Source organism: Microtetraspora sp. NBRC 13810, from assembly GCF_030268685.1.
Classification (GTDB): Bacteria; Actinomycetota; Actinomycetes; order Streptosporangiales; family Streptosporangiaceae; genus BSRQ01.
Genome location: NZ_BSRQ01000005.1, coordinates 240,074 through 256,802, shown reverse-complemented (window position 1 = coordinate 256,802; position 16,729 = coordinate 240,074). Strand labels below are relative to the sequence as shown.

The following is a 16,729-nucleotide window of genomic DNA, read 5'->3' as shown; positions in this document are numbered from 1 at the left end:
GGTGACGCCAAGGTTATCGATAGATCGCTGGAATCCCTCTCATCGTCGCCGGGGCCGTCCCGGCGCCCGGCCGGGGGATCTTCCATGCTCGTCACACCCACCCAGGTCAGGACGGGGGCCGAACCTCGGGGGCGGCGCTCCTTCCTCGCAGAAGGCCACGGCCTCTTCGCGGTCGTGCTGGCGCTCGCCGCCGCCCTGCGCGGCCTGGTCATGCTCGGCTACGACACCGCCCAGGTCTACTGGTACGACTCCTTCACCTACATGGACCGCGCCGTCCACTTCCGCCCGGCCGACGGCTTCCACCCGGCCGGCTACTCCGCCTTCCTGCGGCTGCTGCTGCCCTTCCACAGCGTCGAACTGGTCGCCGCCATACAGCACGTGATGGGGCTCGGCATCGCGGTGATGATCTACCTGGTGCTCCGCCGGCACGCGCTGCCCGCGTGGGGGGCGGCCCTGGTCACGCTGCCGGTGCTGTTCAACCCGGCGTTCGTCCGGCTGGAGCACGCCGTACTGGCGGACACCCAGGTGATCTTCTTCGCGGTGGCGGCGATGACGGTCATGATGTGGCGGCCGGTGCCGTCCGCGCGGGCGGGCGCCCTCGCGGGCACGCTGCTGGCGCTGGCCACGCTCACCCGTACGGCTGCCGCGCCGCTGCTCGTGCTCTTCCTGGCGCACCTGCTGCTGCGCCGGGCCGGGTGGCGGCGGGTGGTCGCGACGGCCGCCGCCGGGCTGCTGCCCCTCGCCGGATACGCGGCCTGGTACCAGCAGCACCACGGGCGGTTCGCGATCAGCGGCTCGGACGGGGTGGCGCTGTGGGCCCGCACGATGACCTTCGCCGACTGCTCCGTGATCAGACCGCCGGCCCCGGAGGCGAAGCTGTGCCCGAACGGCACCGTCGTGGACGCCTCCTCCGAGTACGTGTGGGCCGCCGGCGCCTCGCTCAACCTCCTGCCGGGCAGCCGCTTCTCGCACAACGACCTGGCCCGCTCCTTCGCCCTGCGCGCGATCGCCGCCCAGCCGCTCGACTATCTCGCCGACGTCGTCAAGGAGACCACGCTCGCGTTCAGATGGACACCGGTACGCCATCCGGATCGGGTCGCACCCGCCCTGTCGTTCCCCTCCGGCTCCTGGCCGCTGCCCGGCTTCCCGCTGATCGACCAGGTGCGCCGGACGTACGACCCGGACATCCGCGGCCTGTCCTCCGTCGAACCGTACGCCACGGTCATGTCCGCCTACCGGTATCCGAACGTGCTGTACGGGCCGCTGTTCGCCGTGCTGCTCGTCGTGGGCGGGATCGGCTCCGTCGGACGGCGGCGGGCCGCCCTGTTGCCCTGGGCGGCCGCGATGACGCTGCTCGTCGGGCCGGTCGCCGCGCTGAGCTTCGACCACCGCTACATCCTGCCGGCGATCCCGATGGCCTGCCTCGCCGCGGGGCTGGGCGCGGCGGCCCTGCGACGGTCCCTCCCTAGGCGGGGGCGCGCTCGATCTTGATGGAGCCGGGGGGCAGCGGGCTGGCGTAGGACGCGCCCCACGCGTCGCCCTGCACCCGGTCGAAGGACAGCAGCCGCCCGTCCTGCGCGCGGTACTCGGCGAAGTCGAGCAACCCGCGCTCAGGATGGCCGGTGTCCCCCTCGGAGCGGAAGGCGGCCGTGCCCCGCTGCTCGGGGGCGAACTCCACGCCCTCCATGATCAGTGTGCTCTTGGCCGGGACCATGCCCATCGTGGGCACCGAGGTCCACAGCAGCACCTCCAGATGGGAGGGGACGTCGCCGAACTCGTGCTGGACCTCTTCGACGGACAGCCACTGGTACTGCCGCGCCTTGTCGTCCAGCCGGTACTCGGTCCACTGCTTGCCACGCCAGGACACGTGCAACGCCCCGCGGACCCGGGCGCGCACGCCGGGGCAGTCGACCGTGTCCCCCACCTTGATGGTGCGCGGATCCGGATAGTCGGTGCCCACCCGGCCCGTACCGGGCTGCGCCGGATCGTCGACTGGCCCCGGCAGGGGCTGGGGGACGGGAGCGGTGGACCGCTTCCTGTCCTGTCGCATGGTGACGACCAAGGCGCCGAGCAGAAGAGCGAGCAGGGCGGCGCTCAGTCCGAGAACGACCGCAGAGGTCATGCAGCCGGATCTTACTGGAGTCGCTCCACGGCCGCACCGATCCGCTCGTCAGTCGCCGTGACGGCGATGCGGACATGGCGCTCACCTGCGGTTCCGTAGAACTCACCGGGGGCGACCAGAATCCCCTTTCCGGAAAGCTCCCTGACCTGATCCCAGCAGCTCTCGCCGTTGGACGCCCACAGGTACAGGCCGGCCACCGAGTGCTCGATCCGCCAGCCGGCGGCCTCCAGGGCGGGCCGCAGCACCGCCCGCCGCGCCGCGTAACGCCCGCGCTGCTCCTCGGCGTGCGCGTCGTCGTCCAGCGCCGCGGCCATCGCCGCCTGCACCGGCTCCGGCATGATCATGCCCGCGTGCTTGCGCACCTCGAGCAGCCGCGAGACCAGCGCGGGATCGCCCGCCACGAACGCGGCCCGGTAACCGGCCAGGTTGGAACGCTTCGACAGCGAGTGCACCGCGAGCAGCCCCTCGTGGCTGCCTTCGCAGACATCGGGATGCAGGATGGAGACGGGTCGCTCCTCCCAGCCCAGCTCGATGTAGCACTCGTCGGAGGCGACCACGCAGCCGCGCTCCCGCGCCCAGGCGACGACCTTGCGCAGGTGCTCGGCGGGCAGCACCTTTCCGGTGGGGTTGGACGGCGAGTTGACCCAGACCAGCGGCACCGTCTCCGGCCCGAGCGACAGCAGCCCGTCGGCCGCGAACGGCTCCGCCCCCGCCAGCCGCGCCCCCACGTCGTAGGTGGGATAGGCCAGCTCGGGGAAGACCACCCGCTCGCCCGGCCGCACGCCCAGCAGGGTCGGCAGCCACGCGACCAGCTCCTTGGAGCCGATCACCGGGAGCACGGCCGCCGGATCGACACTCACGCCGTGCCGGCGGCGCAGCCAACCGGCGGCCGCCTCACGCAGCCTGGCCGTGCCGTACGTCTGGGGGTAGCCGGGACTGTCGGCCGCGGCTGTGAGGGCCTGTCGCACGAGCTCGGGCACCGGATCGACCGGGGTGCCGACCGACAGGTCGACGATGCCGTCGGGATGTGCCAGTGCCCGCTCCTTGTACGGCGCGAGCCTGTCCCATGGAAAATCCGGCAGCCCGTTCAACGACTCTCCCCCAGGGGTAGGTGGCGACGCCCCCTGCCGCGGCGGGCAGGGGGACGGCGATCAGCTAGTGGTCCTCGCCCTGTGGCGGCAGCGCGGCGACGGTCGGGTGGTCCTTGTCGATCTTCCCCACCTTGGACGCGCCACCGGGCGAGCCGAGGTCCTCGAAGAAGTCGACGTTGGCCTTGTAGAAGTCCTTCCACTGCTCGGGAAGGTCGTCCTCATAGAAGATCGCCTCTACGGGGCAGACAGGCTCGCACGCGCCGCAGTCCACGCATTCGTCGGGGTGGATGTAAAGCATGCGCTCGCCCTCGTAGATGCAATCGACAGGGCACTCCTCGATGCACGCCTTGTCCAAGACGTCCACGCAAGGCTGCGCGATGACGTAGGTCACCTCGGGCTCCTTACTTCTCCGCACCTAGGCGCGACTCCGACCGCGGGTTTATACGCCCTAGTATTGCCGTGTCCGGGGAATGTCTGAAACGGAGGGGGGCAAACTCGATGCCACCGCGTTTCGGCGCCCGCCTCGTCGTCGCGATAGCGCCCGCCGACGTGGGCAAACGCGTGACCGTGCGGCGCAGCACCGCCGAGGGCTTCCGGGACACCGTGGGCGAGCTGGTGTCGTGGTGCGACGGGGTGCTCACGGTGCGCAGGCGGAACGGCGAGCTCGTCGAGATCGCCGAAGAGACGCTCGCAGCCGCCAAAGTGGTGCCACCCCTCTGAGTCCTTCCAGGTCACCGGTCTTTCACAGGTCACCGGCCGCGCCTACTCGACGCCTGGAAGTATAGCGGTAAGTATTCATCTCGTGACACTTAGCACCCGCGCCGCAGCGACGGTGATCCTCGCCAGCGCACTCGCCGGCTGTGGCGCACCGGCGACGGACCCCAAGAAGCTCCCACCGGTGAACCCGCAGGCCGCCTCCTTGCGAGAGGGCTTCTCCTCGATGGAGCGCCTGGTCGAGGCGGCCAGGAAGGAAGGGACGCTCACCGTCATCGGCCTGCCCAGGGACTGGGCCAACTACGGTGAGATCCTGGACACCTTCTCCGACAAGTACGGCATCAAGGTCGAACAGCTCGAACCCAATGCGAGCAGTCACCAGGAGATCATGTCCGCCACCCAGCCGAAGCCGGGCGCCCACGTGCCCGACGTCTTCGACCTCGGCGTGGACGTCGCCGTGGCCAACGAGAGCCTCTTCGCCCCTTACCGGGTGCAGAACTGGCAGGACATCCCCGACCAGCTGAAGAACCACTCCGGCAAGTGGTACGGCGCCTACGGCGGCTATATGTCGATCGGCTACGACTCGCGCAAGGTGCGGCCGCCGGCCACGTACGCCGACCTGCTCAAGCCCGGCTACGTCGTGGCGCTGCCCGGCGACCCGCTGCGCACCGCCGCCGCGTTCAACGGCGTGATGGCCGCCTCCCTGTCCGGCGAGAGCGCCTCCGCCGAGCGCGGCGTGAAATTCTTCTCGCGGCTCAGGCAGGCGGGCAACTTCGCGCTCTCCGGCAAGACGCCCACCGCCGTCATCGACTGGGAGTACCTCAACGCCGGACGGATGGCCATGGACGGCGGCAAGGCGTGGAAGGTCGCGCTGCCCGGCCCCTCGGCCATCGGCTCCTACTACGTCCAGGCCATCAACCGGGGCGCCCCGCACCCCGCCGCGGCCCGCCTGTGGCAGGAGTTCCTCTACTCCGACGAGGGCCAGAACCTCTTCCTCAAGGGCCACGCCCGCCCGGCCCGCCTGGAAGCCCTCCAGATGCGCGGCACCGTGGACCGGGAGGCCGCCGCCAAGCTGCCCCCGGCCCCGGCCAAGCCCGTCTTCCTCACCATCCCGGAAACCGACACCGCCAAGTCCTACCTCGAATCCCACTGGACCAGGTCCGTCGGCTGACCGCAGCCGGCCGTCCCCCGCTGGGGCGGGCGGTATGGGGGGAGGCCACCGCCGGCCGGGCGCGGCCTCCCACGGGCGGCGTCACCGGCCCGGCCGCGCGACCCGCTGGACGAGACGATCGAGCCGCAGCTCGGCGACGCCGCGATACGCCTTGCTCAGAATGCGCGCCATGGGCCCCTGGTGCCGGAACTCGTGCGTCACCACGGTGCCGTCGCCATGCGGCCGCAGCCGCCACGTGCCGTTCTCCAGGAATCCCGGAAAGCGCCAGTCCGCGTCGATCCGCCGATCCGTGATCTTCGTGTACTCCCAGCTTCCACTGAACCCGCCGCGCACCGTGATGGGATACGAGACGCCCGTGGCGGCGTGAGCGGGCCCGGCGAGGGTGAGAAAGGCCGAGTTCCAGTCAGGCAACGCCAGCGGATCGAGCAGCACCTGACGAACACGGGACAGCGGCGCGGGTACGTACCGGGTGCTTGCCTGGGAGGTCATGACGGGGCTCCTTGCTCGGTTGTGGTGGTTCGGCGTCTCGGGTTCGGTGTCGATGTTCGGTGTCGTGTGAGCGTCATTCGGCGTCTCGGCGACGGGCCAGGGCCTCGCCGGCCGGGCGGCCGGCGACGAAGGCCCGGAGGAAACCGGTGAGCGGTTCCAGGTCGTGGCCTTCGGCCGCGGCGTCGAGGGATCGATAGAGCTCTTCTTCGATCGCGATGATCTGCCCGGCGAGGCGCAGCCCCTCCTCGGTGAGGGACAGCTCGACGTGGCGGCGGTCGTACGCCGACACCTGGCGGCTGACCAGGCCCGCGGACGCGAGCCGGTCGATCAGCCGGCTGGGACTGTTGCCGCTCTCGCAGACCAGCAGGTCGCCGAGGCCGTTGAGGGTGAGCTGCCCACGATCCTGCAGGATGCGGATCACCTCGGCCTGCGAGGGGGTGACGCCGAGCGGCCGCAGGGCCTGGGCGAGCATCCTGTTGCCCTCGCGCTGGGCGGCCAGGATGAGGTACCGGAGCTCTTCCGCGGGCCTCACGCGGCGACCTCCCGCCTCCCCGCCAGGGCCCTGGTCACCGGGGCCAGCCGCGCCGCCGCCCCCGGATCGTGGGCGGGAAGGACCACCAGGTCCGGGTGCCGCTCCCGCAGCAGGTTGATCGCCCTGGTGCTCTCGTCAAGCTGCCGCTTCTTCCCGACGCCCGGCACGTGTCCTTCTTCCAGCAGGTGCGCGTCATAGGTCAGGTCGCCCACCATGAGCAACGGCGGCTGCCCGGGAACTCGCACCAGCATCGACAGCGAGCCGGGGGTGTGGCCGGGAGTCGGCAGCAGGACCATGCTGCCGTCGCCGAACAGGTCGTGGCCGGTCGTGAAGGGCGCGACCGCAGGATCGTCGATGGGCCCGGGATCCACATGACGCCAGCGCAACCCGGGAAGATCGATGTGAGAGCGGAGGAGCCCGCGCGCACCGGGCAGCGGCCCGTCGAGGCTGCGCCACTCCTCACGACTGATCACGATCTCCGCACCGGCCAGCTCGGGCAGCCCCCCGATGTGATCCTGATGCAGGTGGGAGAGCACGGCCATCCGCACATCGGCGATGTCGTAACCGATGCCCGCCAGCCGCGCCGTGAGCGTCTCTTCGGCCCCGATGTCGAACCGGGCCAGCTTGTCGAACACCACCCCGGTGACACCACCGGGAAAGTAGTCGGCCTCGGTCACCGACGCCCGATCCTGCCCGGTGTCGAACAGCACCAGCCCCTGGTCATGCTCGATCACATAAACGTTGATCGGCAACGGACGGGTCCACCGGCGCGAGGTGAACAACCACCAGTACAACGGCTTACGGGTAGGCCCCACATGCTCCGGATGAATCGCCACCGTCCCAGTACTGACCACAGCCACCTGCTTGATCGAACTTCCCACACTCTTCAGTTCGCTTCTCATGCTCAATAGATTACACGACATGCATGTCGTGTCAACTATTCCTGGAGGCACCCCTCTTCTCAGCCGCTGCGCCCCGGGAGGTACCCGTACGGGGTGGCGCGCGGCCAAGGGGCATCGGCCGGGGTGGCGCAGCCAAGGGGCATTGATCGGGGGTGGCGCACGGCCAAGGCGCATCGGTCGGGTGGCGGCATCGAGGCTGCTGGGCGCCGAGGGCACGGTCGGACAGGCAGCGGCTCAGTACGCGGCCCGATGCTCGGCCCGACACGCGGCTGGGCGCCCGCTGCCCGCTGCCCGCTGCCCGCTGCCCGCTGCTCGGTGCTCGGTGCTCGGTGCTCGGTGCTCGGTGCTCGGGCGAGCGTGTCGTCGGCCGTACGGCGGAGCGCAGCCGGTGAACCGCCTGGGCGGCCACGGCGGTGCACTACGTACGCACGCAAGCCTTTCCGCTGGACGAGTTCCACTCCCCCACAGAAGCCTGCTACCTCTGGCACATCCGTTACGCGGCGATCTCGCCTTCAAAGGCGCCGGCGGGAGTCAGCCTCCCCGGCACACTCACCATCGTCGTACGGCTGTTCTCCACGGATCCGCCGTAGGCGGTGCTTGCCCAGTGGCGGCACACGATCAGGGAGATACCGAGGGGCCCGAGCAGTGGTCACGCACCGCACAAAGGCGCCGGGCACCGCCGCACCACTCCTCGCCGCCGCCGCGCCTTGAGGGGATGTGCCTTCAGGGTGCGCCTGGATTACGCCACCGTCATCCGCGGCCCCCTACTCCCACCACCCCAGAGCGAGGCAAACCACACACAAGGATCAAAGCCAGCCCAAGCAGACAAGCATCCCCAATACGAAAACCCTCCAACATCCCAGAAAGCCACCTCGGATACCCACCCAACAATCCCTCCGACAGCCCCACGCAGCACCCACGGACACCACCCCCAACAGCACCCTCCGGCACCCCACCTCCAAGGTGCGCCCTTCGACACCTCGCAAGAAGCAGCGGAAGACACCGACACTTCCTCGACCGCCCCCCAAGGCGCCGCGACGGCGAGAACCCACACGGCGGCACCCGGCGCCTCCGTACGGCGCGCCACCAGTGCAACCAGGGACGATGCCGACAACCCGAAGCGCCACATCGGACAGGAACACCCGAGGCGAACCGAGCCAGAGGGAAGCCCACCGACAAGGGAGCAAGAGAAGCGGACGAGGACCCCGGTGCGATGGAGGGCTTCGGTACAGAAGAGCGGTTCGGTACAGCGGAGGACTTCGGCACGGAGGAGAGGTTCGGCACAGAGGAGAGCTTCGGCGTTCCCGTAACCGAGGAGGACGTGAGCGCGGTGGGGCGCACCGCCGAGGGGGCGTCCCGCACTTCGAGGAGGACGTTGGAGGACGTTTCACACTCCCGAGGAGGCGTTCCACGGCTTTGACGAGGGCGTTGTGGGCCTTCGTAGGAGGAAAGGATCTTCTTCTGGGGAGGAAGGACTTCATACGTGGAGTGGAGGGAGTTCTCCCTCGGGGGAAGTCTGCCTCGACGGGGGTCGTCATCCCATGTAGACGCCGGCGACGACACGGCCCGCCCTCCTCGCGTGAAGCGGAAGCCGTAGGATCTCGGGCCCGTGCGGGGCGGTGCCTGGCGGTGCCGTACCCATCCGGCGGGAAAGCGTTCCCGCAGTTCAGCCCCGAAGCGGCGGCGCACCTCCCCGCCTCGGTGGAGAAGATCGCGAAGACACCTCCGACGTCTGGCCGGTAGCGTGGATTGTTACTGGTGTGACTGAAGAGGTCTGAGTGATGGTTGGGACTGATATGTCGTATGCCGCTCCAGGCTCTAAAGTGTCTTAACCGTTGGGTCCCCACAGGTTGTCTCAGAATGTGAGCTGGTCGTTTTGCGATACGATACGCCGAGCTTGATGCGGTGGAACGGGCGCTACGACTCCTCATTCGGATACGTGTCGGCCCAGGGCGCACCGCTGGTCGACCTTCTCGATCCGCGTCCCGGTGAGCGCATCCTCGACCTCGGGTGCGGCACGGGAGTGTTCTCCGCCGAGATCGCCGGGCGCGGGGCCGAGGTGCTCGGCATCGACGGCTCGCCCGCGATGATCGAGAAGGCCATCGCCCTGCACCCGGGGATGACCTTCATCGTCGGCGACGGGCACGACTTCACCGTCGCCGACCGGTACGACGCGGTGTTCTCCAACGCGGCCCTGCACTGGATGGGCCGCGACCCCATGGCGGTGATCGCGAGCGTGCGCGACGCGCTCCAGCCGGGCGGGCGGTTCGTCGCCGAGCTGGGCGGAGCCGGCAACTGCGCCGAACTGATCGCCGCGATGCTCACGGCCTGGCGGGAGTACGGCCTGCGCGAGCCGGAGCTCCCGTGGTTCTTCCCCACGCCCGCCGAGTACGCCACCCTCCTGGAGAAGGGCGGCTTCGCCGTACGGCTGCTGGAGTACTTCGACCGCCCCACCCCCCTCGACGACTCCCCCGGCGGCGCCGCGGACTGGGTGCGCGTGTTCGGCGCGTCCCTGCTCGCGGGGCTGCCGACGGAGATCGTCGAGCCTCTGCTCCGCCGGGTGAACGAACTCGCGGCCCCCGCCCTGCGCAGGGAGACCGGCTGGATGGCCGACTACGTCAGGCTCAGGTTCGCAGCCGTTCGCCGGTAATCGGCCCGATTCATGGGGGCGATTTGCCAGACTATGGTCAGTTCCGATGTGCTCGTCCGCAGCTGCGTGGGCGTTCGGGACGGTACGGCAGGAGCACGGTTGACGCGGCGCATAAGGGGGCTGGGTATCGGTGAGACAGCCGGAGAGGGAACGGGATGAACTTCTGTCTGAGTGACCTCGTACCGCCGCTACGTTGGAGCGACGCGTCGGCGATCTCCGCTCTCCACGAGCCCGGTCTGCCGGACGCGTGGTGGCGCAGCCTGCCGATGCACAGGGTGCTCGACGTGCTGTCGCCCGAGGCGCTGGGCGAGCTGATCACCGAACTCGCGATCGGTCACTGGCCGGCCGCCGCCGTCGGGGACGTCCTTCCCGCGCTGCACGTCCTGGACCCGGACGAGGCCGACGACCCGCACACGGCCATCGCCCTCGACCGCGCCGGTTCCTGGCCCGGTCTGCTCTCCCTCACCGCGCGGGACATGCTGGACCAGCCGTTCATCCAGGCCCGCCCGATCCTCACCACCCTCTTCACCGCCGTCTTCACCCGCATCGACAGCGGCTCCTCCCACGGGGAGCCCGACTCCCCCGACCTCCGCCACTCCGAGGCGCCCCCCCTCCGCGAACAGGCCCCCGCGCAGCACTGGACCCAGGACCAGGAGCCGGGCAAGGGGCGTCGCGGAACCGAGCCGGCCAAGGTCGCCGACCGGGGCGAGGCGGTTGACGCGCTTGGCGGAATCAAGCCGGTCGAGGTTCCGGGTAAGGCCCAGCCTGTCGAGGTTCCAGGCAAGACCCAGCCGGTCGAGGGCCGGGGTGGGGCTGAGCCGGTCGAGGGCCGGGGTGGGGCTGAGCCCGGCAGGGGGCATCGCGGTGTGCCGGCCGATGATCGCGGTCTTGCGGCGGCGAAGCCCGAGGGGGCCGGGTCGGGGGGTTCGCGGCGGAAGTCCGCGCACGCCCGGCCCGCCGAAGACGTACGAGGCTCCGCGACGGCTCAGGACAGCCCCGAGACCGCCGACGCCGCTTCCCCACGTCGTTCCGGCGCTCGCCGTAGCCACCCTGGCGACCAGCTCGCCTCTCCGGGCGACGCGCCAGCTTCACCTGGCGGCCCACTCGCCTCTCCTGGCGACGCGCTCGCCTCTCCGGGTGACCCGCTGGCTTCGCCTGGCGACTCGCTCGCTTCTCCCGGCGTCCCGGCCGAGCATGCCGAGCTGCATGCCGGCGCCCGTCAGGAGCACGAGGAGCCCGCCGCAAGCGCTTCCCCCGAACCTCCCGGCCCCGCAGGAGAAGCCCCCGCCGCCCTCCGGCGATCCCCCGACCCACGCGACGAAGAACGCGGCCTCCCCGCCTCCACGCGGAACGAGCCCGCCTCCTCACGGAACGACTCCGCTTCCCCGGCGAAGACCGTCGCCTCGCGGAACGAGCCCGCGGTCTCGCGAAACGACCCCGCCTCCACACCGAACGCGGGCGCCGCCTCACCGGCCCCCCTCGCCGCTTCGGCGAACGTGGCCGCCGCTCCGGCGGAGGGTGCCGGTGCTTCGGCGAACGCGGCCGGTGCTTCGGCGCGAGAGCTCGCCGCCTCGCCGAACGTGACCTCCGATCCGGCGAACGCGGTCGCCGCCCTGCCCGAGGGACTCGCCGCCACGACGGACGCGGCCGGCAATTCGGCGCAAGAGCCGGGGGCCTCGGCCGGCATGCCTGACACCTCGCAGGGCGAGGCCGCTGCCGCATCTGGCGGGGCCGCATCTGGCAAGGCCGCGTCGGACAAGGCCGCCGCTGTGTCTGGCAGGGCCGTGTCTGGTAAGGCCGCGCTGGGCGAGCCTGACGCTTCGGTGGGTGGGTCCGCCGAGGAGCCGGGCGACCTCTTCGATGATGCGCAGGCCCCCGATCGCCCGGCTGCCGCGAACCCGCCCGCCGCTTCCCACGACCGTCGCGGAACCCGGCGGGCGCCGGACTTCCCCAAGGACGCCCTGGGCCGTCCGGATCCGCTGGGCAGGCGCGTGCCGGTCGAGCCGGTGCCCGGTCAGAGCGAGGACCTTCCGGTGGCGGACGCCGGAGCGAGCCACCTGCCGACCCCGGATGACGACCTGCCCGCAGCAGCTCAGAACCTGCCGGCCGCGAGCCACGACCCCCTGGCAGGTCAGCACGCGCCGACATCGGGCCACGACCTGCCCGCAGGCCAGAACACCTCGGCCACGGGTCACGACCTGCCCGAGGCCGGTGAGGGCCAGGATCTGCCCGCGACCGGTGGAGGCCAGGATCTGCCGCCCGTGGCGGGTGGGGGCCGCGTCCTGCCCACGGCCGGTGGAAGCCACGACCTGCCTGCGACCGGTGGGAGGCACGACCTGCCCGTGGCGGGTGCGCGTAAGGATTTGACGGGGTCGGGCGCGGGGCAGGGCGTGCCGGCGGCTGCCCCGGAGCAGGGGGTGCCGTCCGCAGGGCCTGGCGGGGACTCGCGGATATCGGCTGCCGGTCAGGACGTGCTGGCGGCGGCTGCACAGGCCGTACCTGGCGAGGGCGCGCAGGCTCCCGGACAGGGCGTGGAGGCTGGTCAGGGCGTAGAGGCTGCCGGGCAGGGCACGCCGGTGGCGGGACAGGGCGTGCCGGTCGGAGCGGTGGGCGAGGAAGTGCCCGGCCTGGCCGCCGGTTCAGACGTGCCGGTGGCGGCCGGGCAAGACGTGCCGGTGGCGGCGGGACAGGACCTGCCGGTGGCGGGGCAAGACGTGCCGGTGGCGGGGCAAGACGTGCCGGGGCAAGACGTGCCGGTGGCGGGGCAAGACGTGCCGGGGCAAGAGGTGCCGGTGGCGGGGCCGGACATGCCTGTGCTCGCAGGACAGGACCTGCCGGTGGCGGCGGGGCAGGACGGGCCGGGGCGGGGGCAGGAGTCGCCGGAGGCGGTGGCCGCGGTGGAGCAGGCTCCGCTGAAGCTGCCCAAGCGGCAGACGGGACATCCTCCGGCGGCGTCAGCCGGTACGCCTCCGGCGGGGTTGCCCAAGCGCTCCCCGTCCGGTACCCCGGCCGTGCCTCCCCCCGGGGTCGCCGCCGGGCCGGGTGCAGGCTCCTCCGGCGGAGCGCCGATGACACCGGGAGCCCCGCACACCGCTCCGGGGAGCCCCACGCCCGGAACGCCCGGAACGTCCGGAACGCCGGGAAGCCAGCCGGGGTCGCCGGGAGCCATGCCTGGGGTGCCGGGGACATCTGGAGTGCCGGGAAGCCAGCCGGGAGCCATGCCCGGAGCGCCGGGGGCCATGCCCGGAGTGCCGGGGGCCATGCCCGGAGTGCCGGGGGCCATGCCCGGAGTGCCGGGAAGCCAGCCGGGGGCGCCTGGAGTGCCAGGGACGCCGGGGGCGCCTGGAGGGCAGCCGGGGATGCCGGGGGGACCCGGGGGGCCGCCGGGAGGGTTTCCGGCTGGGGGGCCCGGTCAGCAGCCCTTTGGGAATTCGTCTTCTGCCGGGGGGGCCGGTGGGGGGCGGTCGCGGCCTGCCGTACCGGACATTCCCTCGATTCCGGGGCTTGCGCAGATTCCCGGGCTGGCGCAGATTCCCGAGATGCTGGCGCATATCAACGGGTCGGCGCCCGGGGCGCATCAGGGTGGGCCGGGGGGGCGGTCGTTCTTCGAGCCGTTCGGGGCGCAGGACGAGGAGCCCGAGCCGGAGGACACGGACCTGTACGCCCTGATCGAGAACGCCTTCGCCGCCCTGGACGACAAGACCTGGGCGGTGGCGCAGAACCGGGTGTTCACCGACTCCCCGGGGGCCGTGGAGGAGCTGGCGAAGCTGTTCGCGGTGTCCACGTCGGACATCGAGGAGGTGGAGGCCGATCTCCGGGTCCGGTTGAAGAAGTGGCTGGTGAGCGACGAGGCGAAGCCGTACAGGACGCATCTCGCGGAGGTGCAGAAGGTGCTCGGCAAGGCTTCGCCGCAGGCCAGGCTGGTGGCGGCGGCCGACTGGCACGGGCGTGAGGTGCGTTCGCTGGAGGTGCCGGCCTGGCAGTTCGTGCTGGCGTCGCTGCCCGGTTACCGGCTGACGGACGGCTGGCTGGTCGAGGGCGACCTGACGGACCTCCAGGACAGGACGCGGAAGCTCATCGGCGAGACCGAGCAGCCGCCGACGGTGGGCCGGGCCCTGGAGCTGGTCTCCTCGCTCGGCATCCATCCCGACGTCGCCAGGGAGTGGCTGGAGAGCGTGCCGCAACTGCGCATCCTCTTCCCCGCCGACGGCGGCTCGGGCGGCCGGCGGAGCGGCGGGGACGACGCGGAGGGCGACGACTCCGACCCGGACGGCGACGCGGCCCACCCGGAAGGCGTCGAGGGCCGGGCCCCGCACGGGGAGGCGGCCGAGGACGGTACGCCGGAGGCAGGCGGCCAGGGGCGCGGGGACGCGGGCAAGTACCGGCCGTTGAAGGACGTGTCGCTGACCCGGAGATGCTTCCGGCAGCCGGATGGCCGGTGGTGGCTCAGGGTGGACATCACCGGAGATCACCTTGAGGGCTCCGAGTGCGCGCTGCCCAGCGGATTCGCCGCGTATCTGGGACTGGCCCCAGGCCAGAGCCTTACTGTCAGAAGTGCCGCCGGAGAGCTGACCATGACGTGGCAGAGCCGGCCGGTGGTGGAGTCCCTGCGGCATCTGCTCAAGGATGTCAAGGCCGAGGAGGGCGATCATCTGTTTCTCACGCTGTCGGACGAGGGTGTGCTGAGAGCGAGGCACCTGCCCGCCGCGGCATCGGGGGTGGAGCCGATGGAGCACGCGCTGCTGCTGGTGGGGTACACCGCGCCCGGTGGCACCCCCGAGCAGACGGCGCGGATCATCGCCACCCGGATCGGCATGACCGGACCCGTCGCCAAGGCCGACCTGGTGGTCCGGCTGCGTGAGCGCGGGGACCGCGACCTGCTGTCCCTGCTGGCCTAGCCGAGAGGAACCCCTTCGTTGCCCCGGCTCGCGATCTCCCCGGCGTTCCCCGCGGAACTGCGCGCCCTGGCTGAGCCGGTGCGCCGGGACGTCGTGGTCGCCGTGCGCCGGTTCCTGCACCAGGTGCCGGCCGCGCCGCACCCGGAACGGGTCAGGAACGCCAGGGACGGCCGGGTGGCGACGTTGCGCCTGACCGACCGGCACCGCGGCGTCGTGCTGCGCCAGCGTGACGTGTACTGGCTGCTCACCGTGCTGCCGGACGGCGATGCGTGGGCCTACGCGCAGCGGTTCGGGTTCGGGGTGAACCCGGAGATCGGCGTGATCGAGATGTGGGACGCCGAGGCGCTGGAACGGGTCGAGCCGGCGTTGCGCCGGTCGGCCGAGTCGTCGCCGGTGCGGCTGTTCGCCGACATCTGCGACAACGACCTGGCCTCGGTGGGCATCGACGCCCGGCTGCTGCCGTACCTGAGGCTGATCACCACCGAGGCGGTGCTGGAGGCGCTGGAGCCGTTGCTGCCGCCGACGCAGTACGCGCCGCTGGCGGAGCTGGCCCGCGGGGCCTCGCTGGCCGCGGCGTGGCGGGCGCTCGGCGAGTACCGTACGGCTGTCACCGGGCCGGAGCCGATCGACGCGGACGACATCGCGGCGGCGCTGCTGCGCAGCCCGGACCGCGCGGTGTTCGTCACCGACAAGGAGCAGCTCGACTGGGTGGTCGGCGCGCCGAGCTGGTGCGTCTTCCTGCACCCGCCCCAGCACCGGCTGGCCCGCACCCCGCACTACGACCGGCCGGTGCTGGTCACCGGCGGCGCGGGCACCGGCAAGACGTTCGTCGCGCTGCACCGGGCCGCCCACCTCGCCGCCTATGGGCGGGGCACGGTGCTGCTGGTGACCTTCTCCCAGGGGCTGAGCAACGACCTGTCGGCGAAGCTGGACGTGCTCATACCGGATGAGGTGCTGCGCAAGCGGGTCGAGGTGGGCAATGTCGACCGGATCGCGCACCGCCTGGTGACCGAGGCGGAGGGCCGCCAGCCCACCCTGGTCGGCGCGGCCGAGCTGGCCACGCTGTGGCAGGAGGCGGTCTCCGGGCACAGCAGCGAGCGGCACAGCACGGCGTTCCTGCTGCGCGAGTGGGAGCAGGTCGTGCTGGCGCAGAACCTGACGACCCTGGAGGAGTACCTCGCCGCCGACCGGCCGGGGCGCAGCGTCGATCTGGACGACGACGAGCGCACCGCGGTCTGGGAGGCGATCGGGCTGGTGACCGAGCGGCTTCGGGAGAGCGGGCGCAGGACGCTGTTGCAGCTCGCCGCCGAGGCGTCCACGCTGCTCGGCCAGACCACCGGCGACCTGCTGGAGGAGCAGGGTCCGGCGCGGGAGCCGTACCGGCACATCATCGTGGACGAGGCGCAGGATCTGCATCCGGCGCAGTGGCGGCTGCTGCGGGCGGCGGTGCCCGTCGCGCTCGACGACCTGTTCGTCGTCGGCGACCCGCACCAGCGCATCTTCGACACCCGGGTGTCACTCGGCTCGGTCGGCATCGACGCGGCCCACTGCCGGCTGGACGTCTCCTACCGGCTGCCGCAGGAGATCCTGACCTGGGGGGTGCGGCTGCGCGGCGGCGGCCCGGCCGACGGGCTCGTGGAGGGCGCTCAGCAGCTCGTGGGCTTCCGGTCCGGCGAGCACGGCCCGCGCCCGGTCGTGCTGGGCTACGACTCGCCGGAGGCCGAGCTGTCCGGGCTGGTGGCCCGGGTCGGGGAGTGGCTGGCGGACGGCGTTCCCGCGGCGGAGGTCGGGGTGGCCGCGCGCCCGCCCGAGATGGTCCGCGAGGCGCGTACGGCGTTGCGCGAGGCCGGGCACGACGTGCGGGTCACGACGTTGCACGGGATGAAAGGACTGGAGTTCCGGCGGGTCGCCGTGATAGGCGTGACCGATGGGATCGTGCCGGCCCCCGAGGCGCTCACCCCGGCCGGAGAGGATCCCGCCGCCAGAGCTCATGACCTGCAGCGCGAGCGCGGGCTGCTGTACGTTGCCTGCACCCGGGCAAGCGAAATGCTATATGTGTCCCATTCCGGGAGGGCGAGTCCGTTTCTTCCACCCTGATCACATAGTCTCTGAACTGCGGATACCTACCATTGCCGGTTGGACCTGAATGAATCTCAGCCT

The 16,729-nt window shown here is 71.6% G+C and carries 12 protein-coding genes; 6 read left to right on the top strand and 6 right to left on the bottom strand.

All coding sequences use genetic code 11. The features are described 5' to 3' along the window. The first annotated feature begins 84 nt into the window (after positions 1–84). The gene (locus tag QSK26_RS12950) at positions 85–1,491 is read left to right on the top strand and encodes a hypothetical protein (RefSeq protein WP_285775326.1); all 1,407 of its coding nucleotides are present in this window, start codon (positions 85–87) and stop codon (positions 1,489–1,491) included. On the opposite strand, the gene QSK26_RS12945 is transcribed toward QSK26_RS12950, so the two are convergent. The 3 genes from QSK26_RS12945 to fdxA form a co-directional block, all read right to left on the bottom strand. Next, on the bottom strand, positions 1,466–2,122 hold the full coding sequence (locus tag QSK26_RS12945; RefSeq protein WP_285775325.1) for a DUF4178 domain-containing protein: 657 nt from the start codon (positions 2,120–2,122) through the stop codon (positions 1,466–1,468). The genes QSK26_RS12950 and QSK26_RS12945 overlap by 26 nt on opposite strands. A gap of 11 nt (positions 2,123–2,133) precedes the next feature. After that, positions 2,134–3,213, bottom strand: coding sequence for a succinyldiaminopimelate transaminase (dapC, locus tag QSK26_RS12940; protein ID WP_285775324.1), 1,080 nt, complete (start codon positions 3,211–3,213; stop codon positions 2,134–2,136). 64 nt (positions 3,214–3,277) lie between these two features. After that, the gene (gene fdxA / locus QSK26_RS12935) at positions 3,278–3,604 is read right to left on the bottom strand and encodes a ferredoxin (protein ID WP_285775323.1); all 327 of its coding nucleotides are present in this window, start codon (positions 3,602–3,604) and stop codon (positions 3,278–3,280) included. Between the two features lie 107 nt (positions 3,605–3,711). On the opposite strand from fdxA, the gene QSK26_RS12930 reads away from it, so the two are divergent. Together QSK26_RS12930 and QSK26_RS12925 are read left to right on the top strand one after the other, a co-directional pair. Then, on the top strand, positions 3,712–3,933 hold the full coding sequence (locus QSK26_RS12930; RefSeq protein WP_285775322.1) for a putative acetyltransferase: 222 nt from the start codon (positions 3,712–3,714) through the stop codon (positions 3,931–3,933). Positions 3,934–4,015: 82 nt separating this feature from the next. Then, the gene (locus tag QSK26_RS12925) at positions 4,016–5,098 is read left to right on the top strand and encodes an ABC transporter substrate-binding protein (RefSeq protein ID WP_285775321.1); all 1,083 of its coding nucleotides are present in this window, start codon (positions 4,016–4,018) and stop codon (positions 5,096–5,098) included. Positions 5,099–5,179: 81 nt separating this feature from the next. Here the strand turns inward: QSK26_RS12925 and QSK26_RS12920 are convergent, their stop codons facing one another. The 3 genes from QSK26_RS12920 to QSK26_RS12910 form a co-directional block, all read right to left on the bottom strand. Continuing rightward, positions 5,180–5,587 carry an SRPBCC family protein gene (locus QSK26_RS12920; RefSeq protein WP_285775320.1) on the bottom strand — a complete coding sequence of 136 codons (408 nt, stop codon included), beginning with the start codon at positions 5,585–5,587 and terminating at the stop codon, positions 5,180–5,182. 73 nt (positions 5,588–5,660) lie between these two features. After that, complete coding sequence (locus QSK26_RS12915) at positions 5,661–6,119, bottom strand: MarR family winged helix-turn-helix transcriptional regulator (RefSeq protein ID WP_285775319.1); 459 nt, start codon at positions 6,117–6,119, stop codon at positions 5,661–5,663. Beyond that, positions 6,116–7,021, bottom strand: coding sequence for an N-acyl homoserine lactonase family protein (locus tag QSK26_RS12910; protein WP_285775318.1), 906 nt, complete (start codon positions 7,019–7,021; stop codon positions 6,116–6,118). The genes QSK26_RS12915 and QSK26_RS12910 overlap by 4 nt, the downstream gene beginning before the upstream one ends. Positions 7,022–8,921: 1,900 nt before the next feature. On the opposite strand from QSK26_RS12910, the gene QSK26_RS12905 reads away from it, so the two are divergent. From QSK26_RS12905 to QSK26_RS12895, 3 genes are all read left to right on the top strand, one after another. Beyond that, positions 8,922–9,671 carry a class I SAM-dependent methyltransferase gene (locus QSK26_RS12905; protein WP_285775317.1) on the top strand — a complete coding sequence of 250 codons (750 nt, stop codon included), beginning with the start codon at positions 8,922–8,924 and terminating at the stop codon, positions 9,669–9,671. Positions 9,672–9,826: 155 nt separating this feature from the next. Next, a complete protein-coding gene (locus QSK26_RS12900; RefSeq protein ID WP_285775316.1) occupies positions 9,827–14,569 on the top strand; it encodes a hypothetical protein in 4,743 nt (1,580 codons plus the stop codon). Between the two features lie 18 nt (positions 14,570–14,587). Beyond that, a complete protein-coding gene (locus QSK26_RS12895; RefSeq protein ID WP_285775315.1) occupies positions 14,588–16,666 on the top strand; it encodes a UvrD-helicase domain-containing protein in 2,079 nt (692 codons plus the stop codon). Positions 16,667–16,729: the final 63 nt, after the last annotated feature.

Coding starts and splice junctions, on each gene's coding strand:
- QSK26_RS12950 (WP_285775326.1), top strand. CDS start 85: ATGCTCGTCACACCCACCCAGGTCAGGACGGGGGCCGAACCTCGGGGG.
- QSK26_RS12945 (WP_285775325.1), bottom strand. CDS start 2,122: ATGACCTCTGCGGTCGTTCTCGGACTGAGCGCCGCCCTGCTCGCTCTT.
- QSK26_RS12930 (WP_285775322.1), top strand. CDS start 3,712: ATGCCACCGCGTTTCGGCGCCCGCCTCGTCGTCGCGATAGCGCCCGCC.
- QSK26_RS12920 (WP_285775320.1), bottom strand. CDS start 5,587: ATGACCTCCCAGGCAAGCACCCGGTACGTACCCGCGCCGCTGTCCCGT.
- QSK26_RS12910 (WP_285775318.1), bottom strand. CDS start 7,021: ATGAGAAGCGAACTGAAGAGTGTGGGAAGTTCGATCAAGCAGGTGGCT.
- QSK26_RS12905 (WP_285775317.1), top strand. CDS start 8,922: ATGCGGTGGAACGGGCGCTACGACTCCTCATTCGGATACGTGTCGGCC.
- QSK26_RS12900 (WP_285775316.1), top strand. CDS start 9,827: ATGAACTTCTGTCTGAGTGACCTCGTACCGCCGCTACGTTGGAGCGAC.